The following is a 19,985-nucleotide window of genomic DNA, read 5'->3' as shown; positions in this document are numbered from 1 at the left end:
CTCCGGGTTATGGGCAGGTTATCCATATTTTTATCCTATGTTAAGGTGGCTCACGGCCATAAATGAAATATTTACTTACTTTTACCGCGTATTAATCTGCCTGAATAACATGATACAACGCATTCAAAGTCTTTACCTTCTGGTAGCTGCCGGAGCTGCTGTAGGAACATGGTTTCTGGATATCTTCAAAGTGACCCTGAGTGATGATCAGGTACCTAAGTATTTCAATGCCCAGTCAAATTTTATGGTGTTTGTAGTCTACATGCTGATTGTAGCGCTATCCGTGTTCTGTATTTTCCTGTTTAAAAACCGGAAACTACAGTTCAGACTGACGGTGTTGGATATTTTTCTGGCGATAGTGGCGATCGCGTTGCAGTACTTTAAAGTGCAGGATTTTGTAAATGCATTCGCGTCAGCAGGCAAAACGATTGCTTCGTCTACTTACCTGCCAGGTGCGTTTCTACCGGTGTTGATCCTGATCTTCCTGATCATGGCAGCGAGAGGTATCTATAAGGATGAAAAACTGATTAAATCTCTGGATAGATTGAGATAACATAAAAACATTCATGAAAGAGGGAATTCACCAACGAAGATGAAACCCATTTTCAGAAAAAAGGCGGACCAGATGGTCCGCCTTTTTCTTTATATAAGCATTGCCTTTCTTTTATAAGTATTGTCCGGTATAACTTTCTTTTACTTTTTTGAGTCCGTCCGGCACCCCTGCATATAGCAGTTGTCCGCCACCGGCCCCGCCTTCAGGCCCCAGGTCTATGACCCAGTCAGCACTTTTTATTACATCTGTATTGTGTTCGATCACTATGACTGAATGCCCCTGTTCGATCAATGCATTGAATGATCCCAACAGTTTCTTGATATCATGGAAGTGCAGACCAGTGGTCGGTTCATCGAATATAAAAAGGATGTGCCCCTGTGCCTTACCCTTACCCAGGAAGGAAGCCAGTTTTACACGCTGTGCCTCGCCACCGCTCAGGGTATCGCTACTCTGGCCCAGTTTTACATAACCTAAACCTACATTGCTGAGCGGCCGGATCTTATTCACTACATCCTTCTCATCTTTGAAGAAATCCAGCGCTTCGTCCACACCCATTTCCAATACGTCGTAGATGTTCTTTCCCTTGTAAGTCACTTCCAATACTTCGTCCTTGAACTTACGGCCACCACAGCTTTCGCATTGCAGGTGCACGTCTGCCAGGAACTGCATTTCTACTACTACTTCCCCTTCCCCTTTACAAGCATCGCAACGGCCACCGTCTACGTTGAATGAGAAGTGCTTTGGCTGAAAGCCGCGCATCTTGCTCAGTGGCTGACGGGAGAAGAGATCACGGATCTCATCGTAGGCTTTGATATAGGTAACAGGGTTGGAGCGGGATGACTTACCGATCGGGTTCTGATCGATCATTTCGATCTGAGTGATATCGTCCAGCGCACCTTTCAGCGCACGGTGCTGTCCTACCCTTTCTGCAAATTCGCCTTTCAGTTTCATGAGGGCCGGATACAGGATCTGCTTTACCAGCGTGGTCTTGCCGGAGCCACTCACACCACTTACCACACACAGTACTTCCAATGGAAAATCCACATCTATGTTCTTCAGGTTGTTTTGTTTACAACCTTCGAGGGTGATAGATTTCTTCCACTTGCGGATACGGGCAGGTGGTTCTATAGAAAGCTGACCACTCAGGTACTTGCCGGTCAGGCTGTTCGCATCTTTTAGAATAGATGGATAGTCACCGGCAAAGATCACTTCTCCACCCAGGTGACTGGCCAGCGGTCCCATATCGATGATATAGTCTGCTTCTTCCATCATCTGTTCGTCGTGTTCTACCACCACTACGGTGTTGCCCAGATCACGCAGTTCCTTGAGTACACCGATCAGGCGGTGGGTATCGCGGGCATGCAGGCCTATGCTGGGTTCATCCAGTATGTACATGGAGTTGGTAAGGTTACTACCCAGGGAGCGTGTCAGCTGTATACGCTGGCTTTCGCCACCACTGAGGGTATTGGCTACACGGTTCAGGGTGAGGTAACCCAGCCCTACGTCAAGCAGGGTTTTGATACGGTGGTGAATTTCCAGCAGGATACGTTTACCCACCTGTTGGTCGAATTCGTTGAGTTGTAACTGGTTGAACCAGGCGTACAGGTTTTCCACCGGCAGCTCTACCAGGTTGGCGATGTTGGCACCGTTTATCTTGATGTACAGCGCTTCTTTACGGAGGCGGCCACCCCCACATTCAGGGCAGGTAGTACGGCCACGGTAGCGGGATTGCAGTACACGGTATTGAACTTTATAGAGGTTTTGCTCCACCATTTTGAAGAACTCATTGAGCCCGTAGAAGTGCTCATTGCCTGTCCAGAGCAGGTTATACTGATCTTCAGTGAGGTCGGTGATCGGTTTGTGGATGGGGAAGTTGAACTTGCGGGATGCCTTGATGAGGGCTTCTTTGTATTCACCCATCTTTTCGCCTCTCCATGGAGCGATGGCACCTTCGAATACACTGAGGCGCTTGTCTGGTATGACGAGGTCAGCATCGATACCCAGTGTCTGGCCAAAGCCTTCGCATACAGGGCAGGCCCCGTATGGGTTATTGAAGGAGAAGAGGTTCGGTACCGGCTCTTCGAATTGCAGCCCATCCAGTTCAAAACGGTTGGAGAAGTGCTGTATATCGCCACCGTCTGTCTCTACGAGGCAGTCGCCTTCGCTTTCGTAAAAGGCCGTCTGCACAGAATCCGCGATGCGGTGCAGGTCGTCTTCTTCGAAGTCTTTGGCTACGAGGCGGTCTATGAGCAGGTAAGTTTCTTTAGGCAAGGTTGGCTTTTTCTCTTCCAGCAGTTCTTCGATGCGGAGGAGTTTTCCACCTTGCCTGTCTTTGGCGTACAGACGGGAGAAGCCTTTCTGCATCAGGATCTGCAGCTCTTCTTTTACGTCTCTTTTCTCATGACGGCGGAAGACGACCAGGATCTGGATCTTAGTGCCATCAGGCAATTTATTAATATAGTCAGTGACGTCGCTTACTTCGTGTTTCTTTACCAATTCGCCGGAGATCGGTGAATAGGTTTTACCGATACGGGCGAACAGGAGACGGAGGTAATCGTAGAGTTCTGTCATGGAGCCTACGGTAGAACGGGGGGTACGGGTAATGACCTTTTGTTCTATGGCGATGGCAGGACAGATACCTTTAATATAGTCTACATCTGGTTTGTTCATACGCATCAGGAACTGGCGGGCGTATGCGGAAAGGCTTTCCGCGTAGCGGCGCTGGCCTTCGGCGTAGAGGGTATCCATGGTCAGGGAAGATTTGCCTGAGCCGGATACGCCGGTTACGACTACGAGTTTATTGCGGGGAATGCCTACACTTACGTTTTTTAGGTTGTGCACCCTGGCTCCTTTTATATATATCTGATCTTGCGTATTGATGGGGGCATCGTCGGCAATGATTTCCGGTTTCTTTGATTTTGTAGCCATATTCCAGCGAGTTGTTATTTTGCCAAAAATTTTAGCATTACGAAGGTAAGGGATTTGAAACAAATGAAAATCTTCAGCTTGTTATGGTAATTTGAAACGGCCTGCGGCGGCATGAAACAAGGGATTTTTTCTTTTTTTAAAGCAACCACTTTATTTCTGCCTTGATACTCAATATTAAATCTTTCAATAATGACAAATCACTGATGTCAGGGGGTTGTTTAATTCAACTTTAACATTATATTTGCATTACTACCTGAATCGTGAGCATCGGCTGAAATAACTATCACACATAAAAACTTCCTATTATAGCATAAACTCTACACTATTTTCACCTACAGCAGACTTGAATTAAGTCGGTTTCTTTATTATAAACCCGCTATTGTAGACGTTTATGCAAATAATGTACAAACTCAGCGACGAGCAATTAATTACCCTATTTAAGAAAGGGCATGCCAATGCATTGGAAGAACTGGTGCAAAGACATAAAGACAAGCTCTATACCTCTATCTTTTTATTAGTCAAGGACTCATTCCTGGCTGAAGACATTTTTCAAGACACATTTATTAAGATCATCGATACTATCCGGGCTGAACGCTATACAGAGAAAGGTAAATTCCTTCCCTGGGCAATGCGTATCGCACACAACCTGTGTGTAGATTACTTCCGTAAGATCAAGCGTACACCGATCATCAAAACCAGCGACGACAAAGACATTTTCAATGTCCTGAGCTTTAGCGAAAGCAGTGCAGAAGAAAAGATGATCACCCGTCAGAGCCACGACCGTGTGCGTCGTATGCTCGACATGTTGCCTGAGGAACAACGGGAAGTAATCATCCTGCGTCACTATGCTGATCTTAGCTTTAAAGAGATTGCTGATCTCACGCAGGTGAGTATCAATACAGCATTAGGTCGTATGCGTTATGGCCTGATAAACCTCCGGAAGATGATGACGGAGAAACAAATTTGTTTGTAATCCGTTCTTGCTTGCCATAAAACGGGCGACCGATTATTATGATCGACCGCCCGTTATTTTTGCATTTACAGATTTTCGAAGATCATAGCGGCTCCCTGTCCTACCCCCACACACATGGTGGTCAAACCGTATTTCACTCCCTGCAGGCGCTTCATTTCGTGCCCCAGGGTCCCTACTATCCTTGCTCCCGTACATCCCAGCGGATGTCCCATAGCAATGGATCCACCATTTACATTAATTTTTGACGGATCCAGTCCTAAGTCCTGTATACAAGCCAGGGCCTGTACAGCAAAGGCTTCATTCAGTTCTATCAGATCCAGCTGACTGGCAGTAATGCCTGCGCGCTTCAGTGCTTTTTCTGTAGCCGGCACCGGTCCTATGCCCATGATAGCCGGGTCCACACCCGCTACTGCCATGGATTTCACCTGCATGAGGGGCTTGAGGTTATATTGCTTCAAAGCCTGTTCGGATACTATCAATACAAGGGCAGCGCCATCGTTGATACCGGCACTGTTACCCGCTGTGACACTACCTTCTTTAGCAAAGGCAGGACGTAACCCGGCTAATTTTTCTAATGAAGTCTCCCTGGGATGTTCGTCATTGCTGATCACCACCTGTTCCTGCTTATTGGGAGTAATAGGTACGGGAATGATTTCTCTTGGCCAGATACCTGCATCCAGTGCGGCTTTGTACTTTATCTGGCTCGCAAGGGCAAATTCATCCTGGGCTTCGCGGGAGATCTTCCAGCGGGTAGCAATATTTTCAGCAGTTTCGCCCATGGAATAGGGATAATACATATCCGCCAGCTTCCTGTTAGTAAAACGCCAGCCTATGGTAGAATCTACTATTTCTGTTTTACGGCTGTAGGCGGCATCGGGTTTTGGCATCACCAGGGGAGCACGGGTCATGCTTTCGACCCCACCAGCCAGGTACACATCTCCTTCTCCACACATAATCGCCCTGGCAGCATCCATCACCGCCTGCATACCGGAGGCACAAAGCCTGTTCACGGTATTGCCCGCTACCGATACTGGCAATCCTGCCAGTAGTGCAGACATTCTGGCCACATCCCTGTTATCTTCCCCTGCCTGGTTGGTAGCCCCGGCTATCACATCTTCAATGCTGTTGGGGTCCAGGGTGGGATTTCGTTCCATCATCGATCGGATAAGGAGGGCCAGCATATCGTCGGGCCTAATAGTGCTTAACACCCCGCCATAGCGGCCAATTGGGGTACGCACTGCGTCTACTATATAAGCAGCTTGCATTGCTTGGAGGATTGCTTTGGTTAATAAAAGGTTGTAAATGTAGGGGATTTTTGGACGATAAAAATTTACGTATCTTCGCAGATTAATACCGACTGCCGTAAGGCAGACATTATATCACATAAAGGTCAGGAATGAAATTGGGCAAAACGAATATCCGGCAGCTGAGTCTGTCAGAGATACAGGAATACTTCGGGTCTATTGGGGAAAAGCCCTTCCGGGCCAAACAGGTGTATGAGTGGCTGTGGCTCAAGCATGCAACCAGTTTTGACGGAATGACCAACCTTTCCAGAGAGCTACGCGCCAAGCTGGAAGAACACTTCACTTTACCTGCCGTACAGGTCGATACCACCCAACATAGCGAAGACGGCACTATCAAAAGTCGATTCAAATTACATGACGGTCACCTCGTAGAAGGCGTACTGATACCTACTGATACCAGACAAACCGCCTGCGTATCCTCACAGGTAGGTTGCAGCCTGAGCTGTAAATTCTGTGCCACAGGGTATATGGATCGTAAACGTAACCTTGAATTCGATGAAATCTTCGATGAGATAGCCCTTCTGAACGACCAGGCCATGAGTGCCTACGGCAAGAAACTGAGCAATATCGTATTTATGGGTATGGGAGAACCCCTGCTCAACTACAAAAATGTACTGGCGAGCATCGAGCGCATTACCAGTCCGGATGGATTGGGTATGTCTCCAAAGAGGATCACTGTATCCACTGCCGGCGTATCCAAGATGATCCGTCAGTTGGGAGACGACAAGGTGAAATTCAACCTCGCCCTGTCCCTGCACGCCGCCAATGATCAGAAGCGCAGCCAGATCATGCCTATCAACGAGACAAATAACCTCAAAGTACTGATAGAGGCGCTCAACTACTTCTACAAACAAACACAAAGCCAGATCTCTTTCGAATATATATTGTTCAAAGACTTCAACGACTCCTTACAGGATGCCGATGAGCTGATCCGCATCTACAGACAGGTGCCGGCCGATCTGGTAAATATTATAGAATACAATCCCATCTCCAATGCGCGCTTCCAGAAACCGGAAGAAGAAGTGGCAGATGCTTTTATGGAATACCTGGGTAAAAACCGGGTCAATGCCCGTCTCCGCCGCAGCCGTGGTAAAGATATTGACGCGGCTTGTGGTCAGCTGGCAAATAAAGGCTGATCTCCCCTTTTTTAAATTTTAATACTAACAGATGAAGAAAAATACACCTGCTAAAAAAGGATTCTCTCCTTTCAAGGAAAATAAATCCAGGGCAAAGGGAAATGATTCCCGCCCGGCGAAACGTAGTGCTACTGGCGGACGTCCGCCACGCAAAGAGAATGATGGAGAATTTCGTCCGCGCAAGAATGATGGAGAAGGTTTCCGTGGTCGTAAGAACGATGGAGAAGGTTTCCGCCCGCGTAAGAATGATGGAGAAGGTTTCCAGGCACGTAAGAACGATGGAGAAGGATTCCGTCCTCGTAAGAATGATGGAGAAGGTTTCCGTGGCCGTAAGAGTGATGATGGAGAGGGTTTCCGCCCGCGTAAGAACGATGGAGAAGGTTTCCGTGGTCGTAAGAGTGATGATGGAGAGGGTTTCCGTCCTCGTAAGAATGATGGAGAAGGTTTCCATGGTCGTAAGAGTGATGATGGAGAGGGTTTCCGCCCGCGTAAGAACGATGGAGAAGGTTTCCGTGGCCGTAAGAGTGATGATGGTGAAGGCTTCCGCCCGCGTAAGAACGATGGAGAAGGTTTCCGTGGCCGTAAGAGTGATGATGGTGAAGGCTTCCGCCCGCGTAAGAACGATGGAGAAGGTTTCCGTGGTCGTAAGAGCGATGATGGTGAAGGCTTCCGCCCGCGTAAGAACGATGGAGAAGGTTTCCGTGGCCGTAAGAGCGACGAGCGTCCTGCACGCCGCCCCGCTGGAAAAGACGAAAATGGTGAACCACTTCCTGCATTCAAAAAGAAAGAACAAACTGATGGCGAGGATGCTTCCCGCCGTAACAGAATAAAACCAGCCCTAAAAACTGCCAATGGCAGAACACCTTTCAAACCTAAACCAGGTGCGAAACGTGATGACAGCGCCTTCCATGGTACTGACCGTGGCGACAGAAAAGGTAAAGACGAGCGTGAAACCCCAAGTGGTTTCAACCGCAAGAAATATTTCGACAATACCAATGAGCGTTTTGCTGCCAGACAGGAACGTAAAACTGCTTCAAGACGTGACCGTAAAGGATCTTCCACTGGTTCTTTCGGCAAAAAAAGCGACAGAGATGAATCTGGTGTAGCAATCGAAGGCGAAATGCCACTGAACAAATACATCGCTCATTGCGGCCTTTGCTCTCGTCGTAAAGCTGTAGACTATGTAAAAGAAGGTAAGATCACTGTAAATGGTACCGTCATCACCGAACCTGCTTTCAAAGTCACTAAGAAAGACGAAGTAACCATCCTTGGTAAGAAAATGCACATCCAGAAAAACCTGGTGTACATCCTCCTGAACAAACCGAAAGGCTACATCACCACGACTGACGATCCAGAAGGCCGTAAGACAGTGATGGAACTGATCCAGGATGCTACCGAAGAAGAAAGAGTGTACCCTGTAGGTCGCCTGGACCGTAACACCTCTGGTCTGCTCCTGCTCACCAACGATGGTGAACTGGCACAGAAACTCTCTCACCCTAAACACAACATCCGTAAGATCTATCACGTAGGTCTGAACAAACCACTGACCAAAGCACACTTTGAAGCCATCCTGGCAGGTGTGACCCTGGAAGATGGTGTGGCGAATGTAGATGTACTGGGATATGTAGACAACGCTGATAAAACACAGATAGGTATCGAAATTCATAGCGGCAAGAACCGTATCGTTCGCCGTATTTTCGAACACCTGGAATATGAAGTGGAGAAACTGGATCGTGTGACCTACGCGGGATTAACAAAGAAGAACATCAACAGGGGCCACTGGCGCTACCTGACTGAAAAAGAAATCATCCTGCTTAAGCATTTCAAATAAGGAACCGCTGCGATACCTGACTTAAAAGGAATTCATTCGGCTCAAGCATTGCATTTTAAATAAATTATGCGCATTAACGACCTGATTATAAAAGAAACGCCGGACTATGTGATCATCAACAAACCGGCAGGCGTGCTGACCATTCCGGACAGGCACGACAACCAGCTGTCTTCTATTCAGGGACTGCTGAAAAAACACTATGGTAATATCTTTACCGTACACAGACTGGATAAGGATACAAGTGGAGTGATCCTCTTTGCGAAAAACGAAGTGGCCCACAAGTATTACTCCCAGGCATTCGAAGGCAGAAACGTTCAGAAGTTCTACCTGGGGCTGGTGAACGGTCAGCTGACGCCAGCTACCGGCACCATCGAGGAAGCCATTGCTGAACACCCGATCACAAAGGGTAAAATGGTGACCGCTAAAAAGGGTAAAAACGCCCACACGGATTATGAAGTGCTGGAAGCATTTGGCCTGTATAGCCTGGTGAAACTTCAGATTCATACCGGCCGTACCCACCAGATCAGGGTACACATGAAGCATATAGGCCACCCGATAGCAGTAGATGAGATGTATGGTACCAATACCCCTATCCTGCTGTCTGCTATCAAAAAGACCTATAAGCTGGGTAAGCATGATGTGGAAGAACGCCCATTGCTGAGCAGATTAGCCCTGCATTCTTTCCAGCTGCACTTTACTGATCAGCAGGGAGAAAAACAGGTAGCAGAGGCGCCATTGGCCAAGGATATCCAGGCGGTGGTGACACAGCTGCGCAAGAACAGCAGCGGGTATGTGCCTAAGCTGGTGTTGTAAGTGTATTGATGTTTTGATCTTCAGATCTTTTGATATTGAGGCTGCTCCGACCAGGGGCAGCCTTTTTTATGAAAATTGGTTTCACGCCTATTGATGAATCCCCTCTTTCATGAAGGTGTTTTCTGAAATGGGGGTCATCCTCGTTGGTAAATTCCCTTTTTCATGAAGGTTTTTCTGAAAATAGGGTTCATCCTCATTGGTGAATCCCTTCTTTCATGAAGGTGTTTATGGGTATATATGGGTTCATATATGGGTATAAAAAAACGGGGAGAAATCCCCGTTTCGTAAAAATCAAAAACCAACCATTAAAAATTCTTATCAATAAAAACCTGTCCCACATCGTGGGCAGGTTTTAAAAGTTTCTTATGTATGTTCCTGCCTTATTTGTTTGGCTGAGGTGTTGTTCTCAGATAAGGCTTGATGATCTTGTGGCCTTTAGGGAAACGGGCAGGAATGTCTTCCGTTTTCACTGCGGCTGTTACGATCACATCTTCACCATCCTGCCAGTTTGCCGGTGTAGCTACCTGATAGTTAGCTGTCAGCTGCAGGGAGTCAATTACACGGAGTACTTCGTGGAAGTTTCTTCCTGTAGAAGCCGGGTAAGTGATGATGAGTTTTACTTTCTTGTCCGGGCCAATGATAAACAGTGACCTAACGGTGAAAGTTTCAGAAGCATTTGGGTGGATCATATCGTACAGGTCAGACACTTTTCTGTCTTCGTCTGCGATGATAGGGAACTCCACTTTGGTGTTCTGGGTTTCGTTTATATCATTGATCCAGCCGAGGTGTTTATCCACGGGGTCAACACTGAGTGCAAGCACTTTAACGTTACGTTTAGCGAATTCATCTTTCAACGCCGCTGTTCTACCTAATTCGGTAGTACATACCGGGGTGTAATCAGCTGGATGAGAGAACAATACTCCCCAGCTATCGCCCAGGTATTCGTAAAAATCAATTTCGCCTATCGATGTTTTAGCCTGAAAATTTGGTGCTATATCTCCGAGTCTTAAGCTCATATTTTATTCTTTTTACGGTTACGCTACCAAAAATAGTTATTTCCTACAAATATTATAGACTTTGCTGTTAAATTTTTGAAAATAAAGAGGTGCGGTACTTTTTAGGGGGATAAACGGCAGGCGTCGATTGCTGCCTGTGGCGATTATCGGCCGCGTCGTGGGAAATACCGGGGGATAATTGGGGGATATGGAGAGATATCGGGAGATATGGAGGGATATGGAGATAATTGGAGATATAGCGGGAGATATTGGGAGATATCTGGGGATATGAAGAGATATTGAGACCTACCGGGAGATAGTGAGAGATATGGAGATATATTGGGTGATACCGGGAGATTGAGGGAGATATTGAGACCTACCGGGAGATAGTGAGAGATATGGAGATATATTGGGTGATACCGGGAGATTGAGGGAGATATTGACACCTACCGGGAGATAGTGAGGGATATGGAGATATATTGGGTGATACCGGGATATTGAGGGATAATTACAAACTGAGGGATAAATTTACCAGAATGGCTCCACAAAAAAATCCCTGCCTGAGAAACAGGCAGGGCTGAGGTCAAAACAAACAACTGAGAACAAAGGTATTAGGGATAACACGCTTGAACGATTGCAACAATCATAGGGGTCAGGATCGGGTTTTTAGAGGGTAGTTTGGAGAATAGCTTACATCGTTCTTTCTTTCCATGCGTAGTAGGCAAGGGTGTATTTGAGATCATCGCACAGATCAGCTTTCTGACGGGCGCCATCCTCGTCGAAATCCAGTTCCAGATAGCCCAGATACAGTTCATAGTTCATATAGAGCATGTCCATGCACTGTCCTATCTTCTTTTCATACTGGTGATTCTTAACGGGGATGGCCGGGGTTACCTGCTCAATATAGTAGCATTCACCGTCAGTATATTCTATCCACTCTCCCTGCTCACGAAAGCCGGGACGGGTTAACAAAAAGTTCATATTGTCAAACACAACTGCACTACCCAGTTCCGCCTCCAGATCTATGATTTCCGGTATTTGCTGCATATTTTCCAGCTTCTTTACGATGGTCATCTGTACAGCGTCATTCCTGTCCTGAACGTAGCGTAGCATGGTATTCAGCACTTCGTAAGTAGTCACAAAATCGCAACGGGTCCAGTCGTCACCCTGCTGCAGATTGCCCCATATTGTGATATAGTTAGAGTCATCCAGGATGATCTGTCCTACTGATATGGCGGGGCATGTATTTACTGAAGGCGTTGTTTTAAACTGTTTCATATACATCTCGTGTTATTGACTATACAAAAGTAGATGCACTACGCGCAGAGGATTTGCGTACCGATAAAATCAATTTCATTAATTTTAGCACCTAAATAATATTGCATGCCGAAGAATAAGGATGCTGTTTCCCGTTATCGCTGGATTGATGAGCGGTTGCGAAATAAACGTCTGAAAAAACCCACCCTTGATGACCTTATTGAGTTTGTCTCCCGAAAAATGGACAAAAGCATTTCTGTACGTACTATCCAAAAGGATATACAGGATATGCGCCATGATCCGGAACTGAATTACAACGCCCCTATTGTATATGATAGGTCGAGTGGTACATATTCGTATGAAGATGAGACTTACTCTATCAACAATATTCCCATCGAGGAAGCGGACCTGGAAGGCCTGGAAATCGCTATTGGCATATTGGAGCAGTTTCGTAGTCTGCCTGTGATTGAACAGTTTGAAGATGCGATCCTGAAAATAGCCGCCAGTCTGAAACAAAACCGCGAGGTGCTGGAGCACAAAGGCATGATCCGCTTTTCACGCGCTACACAATACAAAGGAGCATCGCATATTCCTTCGATTGTAGATGCTATTAAGAACCTGGATGTGATCAGGATATCGTACCAGAGCTTTGACCGCAATGAGCCAAAAGAGCACTGGGTGGAGCCCTATCACGTGCGTGAATATCAATCACGCTTTTACCTCGTGGGTAAGAGCCAGAAAGCAAAGGGAGGTACGCTGCTTACCTTTGCACTGGATCGTATCATGGATCTATGGCCGACTGATAAGAAATTTGATGCAAAGAACTTTGATGATGCCAGTTATTTCCAGCATGCTATTGGTGTGACGGTACCACAGGGTGAACCTGAGAAAGTGATCCTTTCTTTTACACCTCACCAGGGTAAATATATCAAGACACAACCTATCCATCCTTCACAACAGATAGAATCTGATACGGCAGAAGAATGTCTTATCTCTATCAATGTAGTGATCAATAAGGAGCTGACAATGCTGCTGATGAGTTACGGCGCAAATGTAAAGGTGCTACAGCCTGCACCATTGGCGGAACAAATAGCAGCAGAAGCAAAAGCAATGTTAGAACGTTATTAAAATCAGCACCATGGCACAAAACTTCCAGATATCTGGCAATATTATAGACATTCCTGCACAACGTATTTATCCGGGTACGATCACTGTAACGGATGGAAAGATCACTGGTATCAGTGAGGATCAGGGTACATATCAGCAGTATATTTTACCGGGGTTTGTAGATGCACATATGCATGTGGAAAGCTCTATGCTCACGCCTTCGGAATTTGCGAGACTGGCGGTGGTGCATGGTACGATTGCAACGGTATCTGATCCGCATGAGATCGCGAATGTTTGTGGTGTTGAAGGGGTGAAATATATGCTGGACAATGGGAAAACAGTCCCTTTCAAATTCTGTTTTGGTGCGCCGTCCTGTGTGCCGGCTACGATATTTGAAACTGCGGGTGCTACGGTAACGGTGTGCGATGTAGAAGCACTGCTTGCATTGCCTGAAGTGTTATATCTCACTGAGATGATGAACTTTCCGGGTGTGTTGCACAATGATCCGGATGTGATGGCAAAGATTGCTGCGGCGAAGAAAGTGAATAAGCCTGTAGATGGCCATGCACCAGGGCTGAGAGGCGATGCCGCTAAGCAGTATATTGATGCGGGGATTAGTACGGATCATGAGTGTTTTACGGCGGAAGAAGCGTTGGATAAATTGAAGTATGGGATGAAGATCCTTATCAGAGAAGGAAGTGCGGCGAGGAATTTTGAAGCACTGGTAGGATTGCTGCATGAGCATTCAGATAACATGATGTTTTGTAGTGATGATAAACATCCGGATAATTTAGTGGAAGGACATATCAATGTGTTGGTGCGGAGAGCATTGGCCCATGGTGTAGATCTCTTTAAAGTATTGCGGGCGGCGTGTATCAACCCGGTGGAGCATTACAAGATTCCTGCGGGATTACTGAGATTGGGTGATGCAGCAGATTTTATTGTAACGAATGAAATTACGGAGTTCAATATACAAACCACTTATGTGAATGGAGAGAAAGTAGCGGAGGGTGGAAAGACGCTGATTACAGCGCCGGTGGCACCGGTGATTAATAACTTTGATTGTAAGCCGGTTTCGGTTGATGATTTACGTATAGTTGCAGATGGTAGTACTGCTACTGTGAAGGTGATTGAGGCACTGGATGGTCAGTTGATCACGAATATGTTGATAGAAGAGTTGCCAGTGGTGGATGGTGCATTGTATAGCAATGTGGAGAGCGATGTGTTGAAGTTAGTGGTGGTGAACAGATATCATGCCGCACCGGTTGCGTTGGCGTTTATTAAGCGGTTTGGATTTAAGCGGGGAGCGATAGCGTCTTCTGTGGCGCATGATAGTCACAATATTATTGCGGTGGGTGTGGATGATAAGAGTATTGTACAGGCGATAAATGCGGTGATTGCATCACAGGGTGGAGTGAGTGTGGTGGATGATGGCGAGGCACGTGTGTTATCGCTGCCGGTGGCGGGGTTGATGAGTAATCTGGATGGGTATGAAGTGGCGGAGCAGTATAGCCAGTTGGATAAGGCGGCGAAGGGATTGGGGAGTGAGTTGGGGGCACCGTTTATGACGCTGTCATTTATGGCATTGTTGGTGATACCGCATTTGAAATTGAGTGATAAGGGGTTGTTTGATGGGGATAGTTTTAGTTTTACTTCGTTAATAGAAAATAAATAAACGCAATTCAAATGCCTTTTGCCTTCGGCAAAAGGCATTTGAATTGCTGCTGCGTTTGTTTCGGGTTGCGCCTTCCGGCACAACCCGAAACAAACGCAGGTTTGAAAAGTGTTTTTAGTTACTCCAAAGTGCGCCACCTACGCTGTCGTGGTCCGCACCAGTTACTGAAGCGAATGCGTTTGTTTCCTGTCTCCAACGCAATGCACCTAACAATGCAATCATTAAAGCGGTACGGAATGTCAGGGTTTGTGCATCTGGTTGTGTAACTGTAAGACCTAATTCTTTTATTGATTCTACGAGAAAACTGTTATGCGCACCACCGCCGGTGAGCAATACTTCTCCCACTACGCCTTCTTCCCCACCAATCAACTTCACGGCATTCGCGATCTGTGTAGCAATATGTTTTGTATATGTATTCAGCTTTCCCTGTGTAGACAGCTGATGCCCCTGCATCATGGGCAACACCGTACCGGTACCGAATTTATTCGTCAGCGTTTTTGGATAAGGCAGTGCATAATAAGCCAACCCATTCAGCGCATCCAGCAATTTCGGATCTGTCACCCCACCAGCAGCCAATTGACCATTTTCATCATAAGCACGACCCAATGACTCTGCCAGACTATCCAACACATAATTGCAGGGACACACATCAAACGCTACCAATTCTCCCTCTTTCTGTGCAGAAACAGTCGCATTCTCACCCAGATTCACCCTATAAGCTGCATTCGGGAACAACAACTGCTCCGCCACCGGCAATAAAGGCGCGCCCTTACCACCTAGGGCAATATCCATGGCCCGCAGGTCACTGATCACAGGCAACCCTGTTACCGCAGTAATCGCCGCCCCATCCCCCAACTGTGCCGTCATCTTTTGTGATGGCATATGGAACACTGTATGCCCATGGGTCGTAATAAAATGTACATGGTGATCAAAACCATGGGTAGCAATAAAATCCTTTACCGCAAGCCCGATATAATGTCCATATTCACTATGTAGCAAAAAATAATCTCTTGCAGGCAGGTTCGCTGCACCTGACAGTTTTTCTTTCCAGTCTTCTGTATATGCTTTACGCTCAGCAGCCCTGATCTCGTATGTCCACTTGCCCCTTACCTCTGTCAAAGCTACAAACACCAGGTCCAGCCCATCCAGTGAGCTACCTGAAGTGACTCCTATTACATTGTATACCATGCCCTAAAATTTGTGCAAATGTATTTGATATTTTTTTTTCATTGGATTATGGAATCAATACCCTGACCAGCATCATATAGACAGAATAAACTAAATGACTATGCTAAAGTACCTATTCCTGTTGCTGGCAGGGCTGATTACCCTTACTACACAAGCCCAGCGAACACTGACTGGTATTATCACCGATACAGACAACCACCAGCCATTACCCAGCGTTTCCGTACTTATAAAAGGTACCAGTATGGGCACCATTACCAATGCAAATGGTGAATTCCACCTCCAGGCACCGGCAGGGAATCTTACTTTAGTGATCAGTTTTATAGGTTATAAAACAAAGGAAGTCCTCGTTACTGACAAACAATCAAAGATTTCTGCTTCTCTGGCGCCTGAAAATAAACAGTTGAGTGAGATAGTGATAACTGGTTATGGTATCATAAAAGATATGAGGTCTATGGGTTGCAGCTACGCTACCGTCAATAGTGAGGAGCAGGAAGCCTACGCTCCTATTCACGACAACCGTTTCCAGGCGGTGAACCTGCACCCACTCAGCACTTTCGCTGCCGATGTAGACAGGGCCTCCTACTCCAATGTACGTCGTTTCCTGAATGATGGAGAACTGCCTCCTGCCGATGCGGTACGGGTGGAAGAAATGATCAATTATTTTGACTATCAATACAAACCTCCTACCGGCAATGACCCGGTAGCTATCTATACCGATATGACCGAATGCCCCTGGGAGCCTACTCACCAGCTGGTGAGAATCGGTCTGAAAGCGATGGAAGTATCTAATGAAAAATTACCACCGGCTAACCTCGTTTTCCTCATCGACGTATCAGGATCTATGCGTGCAGAAAACAAGCTGCCACTGGTGATCAAATCACTGAAAGTACTCACGCAACAATTACGTCCTATCGACCATGTAGCCATCGTTGTGTATGCAGGTGCTGCAGGTGTGGTATTGCCCTCCACGCCGGGTAGTGAAAAGATGGCCATCATGGATGCGCTGGATAAACTGGAAGCTGGTGGTTCCACAGCTGGTGGCGCAGGCATTCAACTGGCCTATAACACTGCCGCGGCCAACTATCTTGAAGATGGCAACAACCGTGTGATTATCGCAACTGACGGTGATTTTAATGTAGGTGTTTCCAGCGAAGGCGACCTGGAAAAACTCATTTCAACCCAAAAAGAAAAGGGGATTTTCCTCTCTGTTCTTGGCTTTGGAATGGGTAACCTTAAAGACAATAAACTGGAAATCCTGGCTGACAAGGGAAATGGGAACTATGCCTACATCGATACTTACGAAGAAGCCCGCCGCACGCTGGTGACAGAGTTTGGTGGCACGCTGTTTACCGTAGCGAAAGATGTGAAACTGCAGGTAGAATTTAACCCTCATTTTATTGAATCATATCGCCTGATCGGCTATGAAAACAGGATGCTGGCAGCAGAAGATTTTAAGGATGATAAAAAGGATGCGGGCGAAATGGGTGCAGGTCACACTGTAACTGCGCTATACGAAGTGGTGCCTTCCAAAGGCGACGATGCTACCTATCCGCTGAAGTATTACCAGATGAATCTATCCAATGCTTACTACAACGAAGAAGCGCTGACAGTGAATGTGCGTTATAAAAAGCCAAAATCCAACAGTAGCAAGGTTTTCACACAAACCATGCGCTGGAATTCGCAAAAAGTGACCCGGATACCAGACGACTTCAAAATGGCTACTGCTGTTGCAGCATTTGGTATGCTGCTCAGGAAGTCTGAATTTAAGGGGAAAGCCACTTATGCCCAGGTGCTAACCCTTGCTGAAAGCGCCAAAGGAGCAGATAAGGAAGGCTATCGGGCAGAATTTATTCAGCTGGTTAAAAAAGCGCAATTATTGAACAACGGAACCCCTGCTTATTCCAATGTGATGGCAGATGACGACAATCAGTAGCTGGCCTTTCATCCGTTGTTAACCAAAGTATTACTGTAAGGGGGAAATATTTTAAGCTCGAAAGTGCGCCTTATACCTATCGGGGCCGGTGTTTTTCCATCGGCCCCTTCTTTTTTGGATTGAAAAAATTGGTAATTTGCAGCCATGATAGTAAATCTGAGTAGTACCAATTCACTCGTAGGCGAATGGCTGAGTGAAATCAGAAGCATGGAAATTCAGCAGGATAGAATGCGTTTCAGAAGGAATATGGAGCGAGTGGGAGAAATTGCAGCCTACGAGATCAGCAAAACATTGGAGTACGAGGAAAAGGAAGTGCAAACCCCTTTGGGTATTGCCAATTGCCGGGTATTGAAACAGCAGCCTGTACTGGCTACCATCCTGAGAGCAGGCCTCGCGCTGCACCAGGGTTTGGTTCATTATTTTGACAAGGCGGACCACGCTTTTATATCGGCCTACCGTAAACACAATCATGACGGAACGTTCGATATCAACCTGGAATATGTATCCAGCCCAACTATCGAAGATCAGGTAGTAATCATATCAGATCCTATGCTGGCTACAGGTGCATCACTGGTTAAAACCATCGAACACCTGCAGGACATTGGCAAACCGAAACACATTCACCTGGTGGTAGCCATTGCCTGTACAGTAGGTATCGAATATGTACAACGACATGCTAACAACAATATGACCATTTGGGCTGGAGATATTGATGATGAGCTCACCGCAAAAGGTTACATTGTACCTGGTTTGGGTGATGCAGGTGACCTTGCCTTTGGAAATAAATTGCAAAATTAAGAACTTACTAAAACGAGTATAAAGAGACTGACCGGACCTGTGCTAATCAGGTCTGGTTCGCATTGATTCAAACGGCTCCAGGAAAGGATTCCAGGCCATAATGCCAGGACGTGCAACAATACAGCCAAAATAAGTAAACTACCCCGTTAATCGGTAGTTCTGTAAGGGAAAATATAGTTAATAAACCAATAATTCTGAATGACTTAGAGGTTTCTCAGTGTTAAAGTTATATAATTTTAATTTGAGATATAACAAGCTTTGTGTACCTTCACACGTAGGCACGAGAAACCCTATACATAAGTATTGCTCTATGAAAAAAGTGTTGCTGTTTTTAACAATCACCCTTTATCTGATGAACCCCGCCAGGGCGCAGGATCCCCACTTTTCGCAGTTTTTCGCGTCTCCAATGACGTTGAATCCTGCTATGACGGGACTGTTCTCAGGTGACTACAGAGTATCCGGTAATTACCGTGAACAATGGAGAAGCATCTCTACCCCTTTCACTACCGGTACTGCAGCTATCGACTTCGGCATCCTCAAAAATGTCATTTCTTATACCGATATCTGGGGCGTAGGTCTGATGGCGATGTATGACAGGACTGGCGGTGGTGCACTCACCTCTACCTACCTGAGCTTTAGTACTGCTTACCACAAAGGTCTGGATCCGGAAGGAAACCATACCCTCGCTGTAGGTGTACAGGCTACATACGTTTCCAAACGACTTGATCAAAGCAAACTGGTATTCGAAAACCAGATAGACAATAATGGTTATAACCCTGCTATCCCTAGCGGCGAAACCATTTCAAATCCGAGCATCTCTTATCTGGATCCAAACATCGGTATCCTGTATAACGGTCTGGTCGGTGAATCTTCCAACATTTACGCAGGTGTTTCCTTATACCATATCACTCAGCCTACTGAAACGTTCATGCAACAGAACAATAACAGGCTCACATCCCGCGTAACTGTACATGGAGGTGGTTCATTCCCTGTAAATGGTACAAACCGTATCCACGCCAGTGCATTGTACATGAAACAGAGCACTGCCAGCGAGTTTACTTTTGGTGGTGCTTATGGCTTTGACCTGAGCGGCGGTATGGAAGAAAATCCTACTGTATTCTACCTGGGTAGCTGGTACCGTCTGAAAGATGCGATCAATCCTTATGTAGGTCTGGAAATCGGTGGTTTCACCGTAGGTCTTACTTACGATATGAACGTATCTACACTGAAACCGGCTTCTAACTACCGTGGTGGTATGGAGCTGTCTGTGATCTACATTCACAGAAGGAATGACAACAACAAGTATAAAACAAACTGTCCAAGATTCTAGTCTGACATAAACGAATATAAAGAGACCTGCCTGCTACAAACAGGCAGGTCTCTTATTTTACAACCGTACCTATTTTCAGGGATTTTATCACAAAAGGCCCCCGCAATTCCCGCTCAGCTTATTTTTTTAGGGTTTTTACAGTGATTTTTAGTTACTTACAATCC

15 protein-coding genes are annotated in these 19,985 nt (G+C 46.3%); 10 read left to right on the top strand and 5 right to left on the bottom strand.

The annotated features are described in order from the left end of the window. Positions 1-109 precede the first annotated feature (109 nt). The gene (locus QQL36_RS10365; RefSeq protein ID WP_179091341.1) at positions 110-553 is read left to right on the top strand and encodes a DUF4293 domain-containing protein; all 444 of its coding nucleotides are present in this window, start codon (positions 110-112) and stop codon (positions 551-553) included. A 111-nt stretch (positions 554-664) separates the two neighbouring features. Here the strand turns inward: QQL36_RS10365 and uvrA are convergent, their stop codons facing one another. Next, positions 665-3,481 (bottom strand): excinuclease ABC subunit UvrA, encoded by a 2,817-nt coding sequence (gene uvrA, locus QQL36_RS10360; protein ID WP_321569672.1) that lies wholly within the window; start codon positions 3,479-3,481, stop codon positions 665-667. 400 nt (positions 3,482-3,881) lie between these two features. Between uvrA and QQL36_RS10355 the strand changes: the two genes are divergently transcribed. After that, positions 3,882-4,454 carry a sigma-70 family RNA polymerase sigma factor gene (locus QQL36_RS10355; protein ID WP_083729887.1) on the top strand — a complete coding sequence of 191 codons (573 nt, stop codon included), beginning with the start codon at positions 3,882-3,884 and terminating at the stop codon, positions 4,452-4,454. A gap of 65 nt (positions 4,455-4,519) precedes the next feature. On the opposite strand, the gene QQL36_RS10350 is transcribed toward QQL36_RS10355, so the two are convergent. Continuing rightward, complete coding sequence (locus QQL36_RS10350; RefSeq protein ID WP_083729886.1) at positions 4,520-5,719, bottom strand: thiolase family protein; 1,200 nt, start codon at positions 5,717-5,719, stop codon at positions 4,520-4,522. Positions 5,720-5,850: 131 nt separating this feature from the next. On the opposite strand from QQL36_RS10350, the gene rlmN reads away from it, so the two are divergent. The 3 genes from rlmN (at position 5,851) to QQL36_RS10335 (ending at position 9,538) form a co-directional block, all read left to right on the top strand. Beyond that, positions 5,851-6,894, top strand: coding sequence for a 23S rRNA (adenine(2503)-C(2))-methyltransferase RlmN (gene rlmN, locus QQL36_RS10345; RefSeq protein WP_321569671.1), 1,044 nt, complete (start codon positions 5,851-5,853; stop codon positions 6,892-6,894). A 31-nt stretch (positions 6,895-6,925) separates the two neighbouring features. Next, positions 6,926-8,725, top strand: a complete 1,800-nt coding sequence (locus QQL36_RS10340) for a pseudouridine synthase (RefSeq protein ID WP_321569670.1) — start codon at positions 6,926-6,928, stop codon at positions 8,723-8,725. Between the two features lie 66 nt (positions 8,726-8,791). Next, positions 8,792-9,538: an RluA family pseudouridine synthase gene (locus QQL36_RS10335; RefSeq protein ID WP_320580288.1), complete on the top strand. Its 747-nt coding sequence runs from the start codon at positions 8,792-8,794 to the stop codon at positions 9,536-9,538. 380 nt (positions 9,539-9,918) lie between these two features. Here QQL36_RS10335 and QQL36_RS10330 read toward each other — a convergent pair whose 3' ends face one another. Next, positions 9,919-10,554, bottom strand: coding sequence for a peroxiredoxin (locus tag QQL36_RS10330; protein WP_083730274.1), 636 nt, complete (start codon positions 10,552-10,554; stop codon positions 9,919-9,921). Between the two features lie 669 nt (positions 10,555-11,223). Further along, entirely contained in the window at positions 11,224-11,811 is a 588-nt protein-coding gene (locus QQL36_RS10325) for a hypothetical protein (RefSeq protein WP_143709169.1), read from the bottom strand. Between the two features lie 105 nt (positions 11,812-11,916). On the opposite strand from QQL36_RS10325, the gene QQL36_RS10320 reads away from it, so the two are divergent. Both QQL36_RS10320 and ade read left to right on the top strand, forming a co-directional pair. After that, positions 11,917-12,918 (top strand): WYL domain-containing protein, encoded by a 1,002-nt coding sequence (locus QQL36_RS10320; protein ID WP_321569669.1) that lies wholly within the window; start codon positions 11,917-11,919, stop codon positions 12,916-12,918. 10 nt (positions 12,919-12,928) lie between these two features. Beyond that, on the top strand, positions 12,929-14,572 hold the full coding sequence (gene ade / locus QQL36_RS10315; RefSeq protein ID WP_321569668.1) for an adenine deaminase: 1,644 nt from the start codon (positions 12,929-12,931) through the stop codon (positions 14,570-14,572). Positions 14,573-14,686: 114 nt separating this feature from the next. Here the strand turns inward: ade and QQL36_RS10310 are convergent, their stop codons facing one another. Continuing rightward, on the bottom strand, positions 14,687-15,760 hold the full coding sequence (locus QQL36_RS10310) for an anhydro-N-acetylmuramic acid kinase (protein ID WP_321569667.1): 1,074 nt from the start codon (positions 15,758-15,760) through the stop codon (positions 14,687-14,689). A gap of 100 nt (positions 15,761-15,860) precedes the next feature. On the opposite strand from QQL36_RS10310, the gene QQL36_RS10305 reads away from it, so the two are divergent. The 3 genes from QQL36_RS10305 (at position 15,861) to QQL36_RS10295 (ending at position 19,821) form a co-directional block, all read left to right on the top strand. Further along, entirely contained in the window at positions 15,861-17,693 is a 1,833-nt protein-coding gene (locus QQL36_RS10305) for a vWA domain-containing protein (protein WP_321569666.1), read from the top strand. 144 nt (positions 17,694-17,837) lie between these two features. Continuing rightward, a complete protein-coding gene (gene upp / locus QQL36_RS10300; RefSeq protein WP_321569665.1) occupies positions 17,838-18,491 on the top strand; it encodes a uracil phosphoribosyltransferase in 654 nt (217 codons plus the stop codon). Positions 18,492-18,801: 310 nt separating this feature from the next. Then, positions 18,802-19,821 (top strand): PorP/SprF family type IX secretion system membrane protein, encoded by a 1,020-nt coding sequence (locus tag QQL36_RS10295; RefSeq protein WP_321569664.1) that lies wholly within the window; start codon positions 18,802-18,804, stop codon positions 19,819-19,821. Positions 19,822-19,985: the final 164 nt, after the last annotated feature.

This window comes from Chitinophaga sp. LS1 (assembly GCF_034274695.1).
In the GTDB taxonomy this organism is placed as follows: domain Bacteria; phylum Bacteroidota; class Bacteroidia; order Chitinophagales; family Chitinophagaceae; genus Chitinophaga.
Note: the sequence above shows the minus strand (reverse complement) of the source record. Positions and strands in the feature narration are given on the sequence as shown.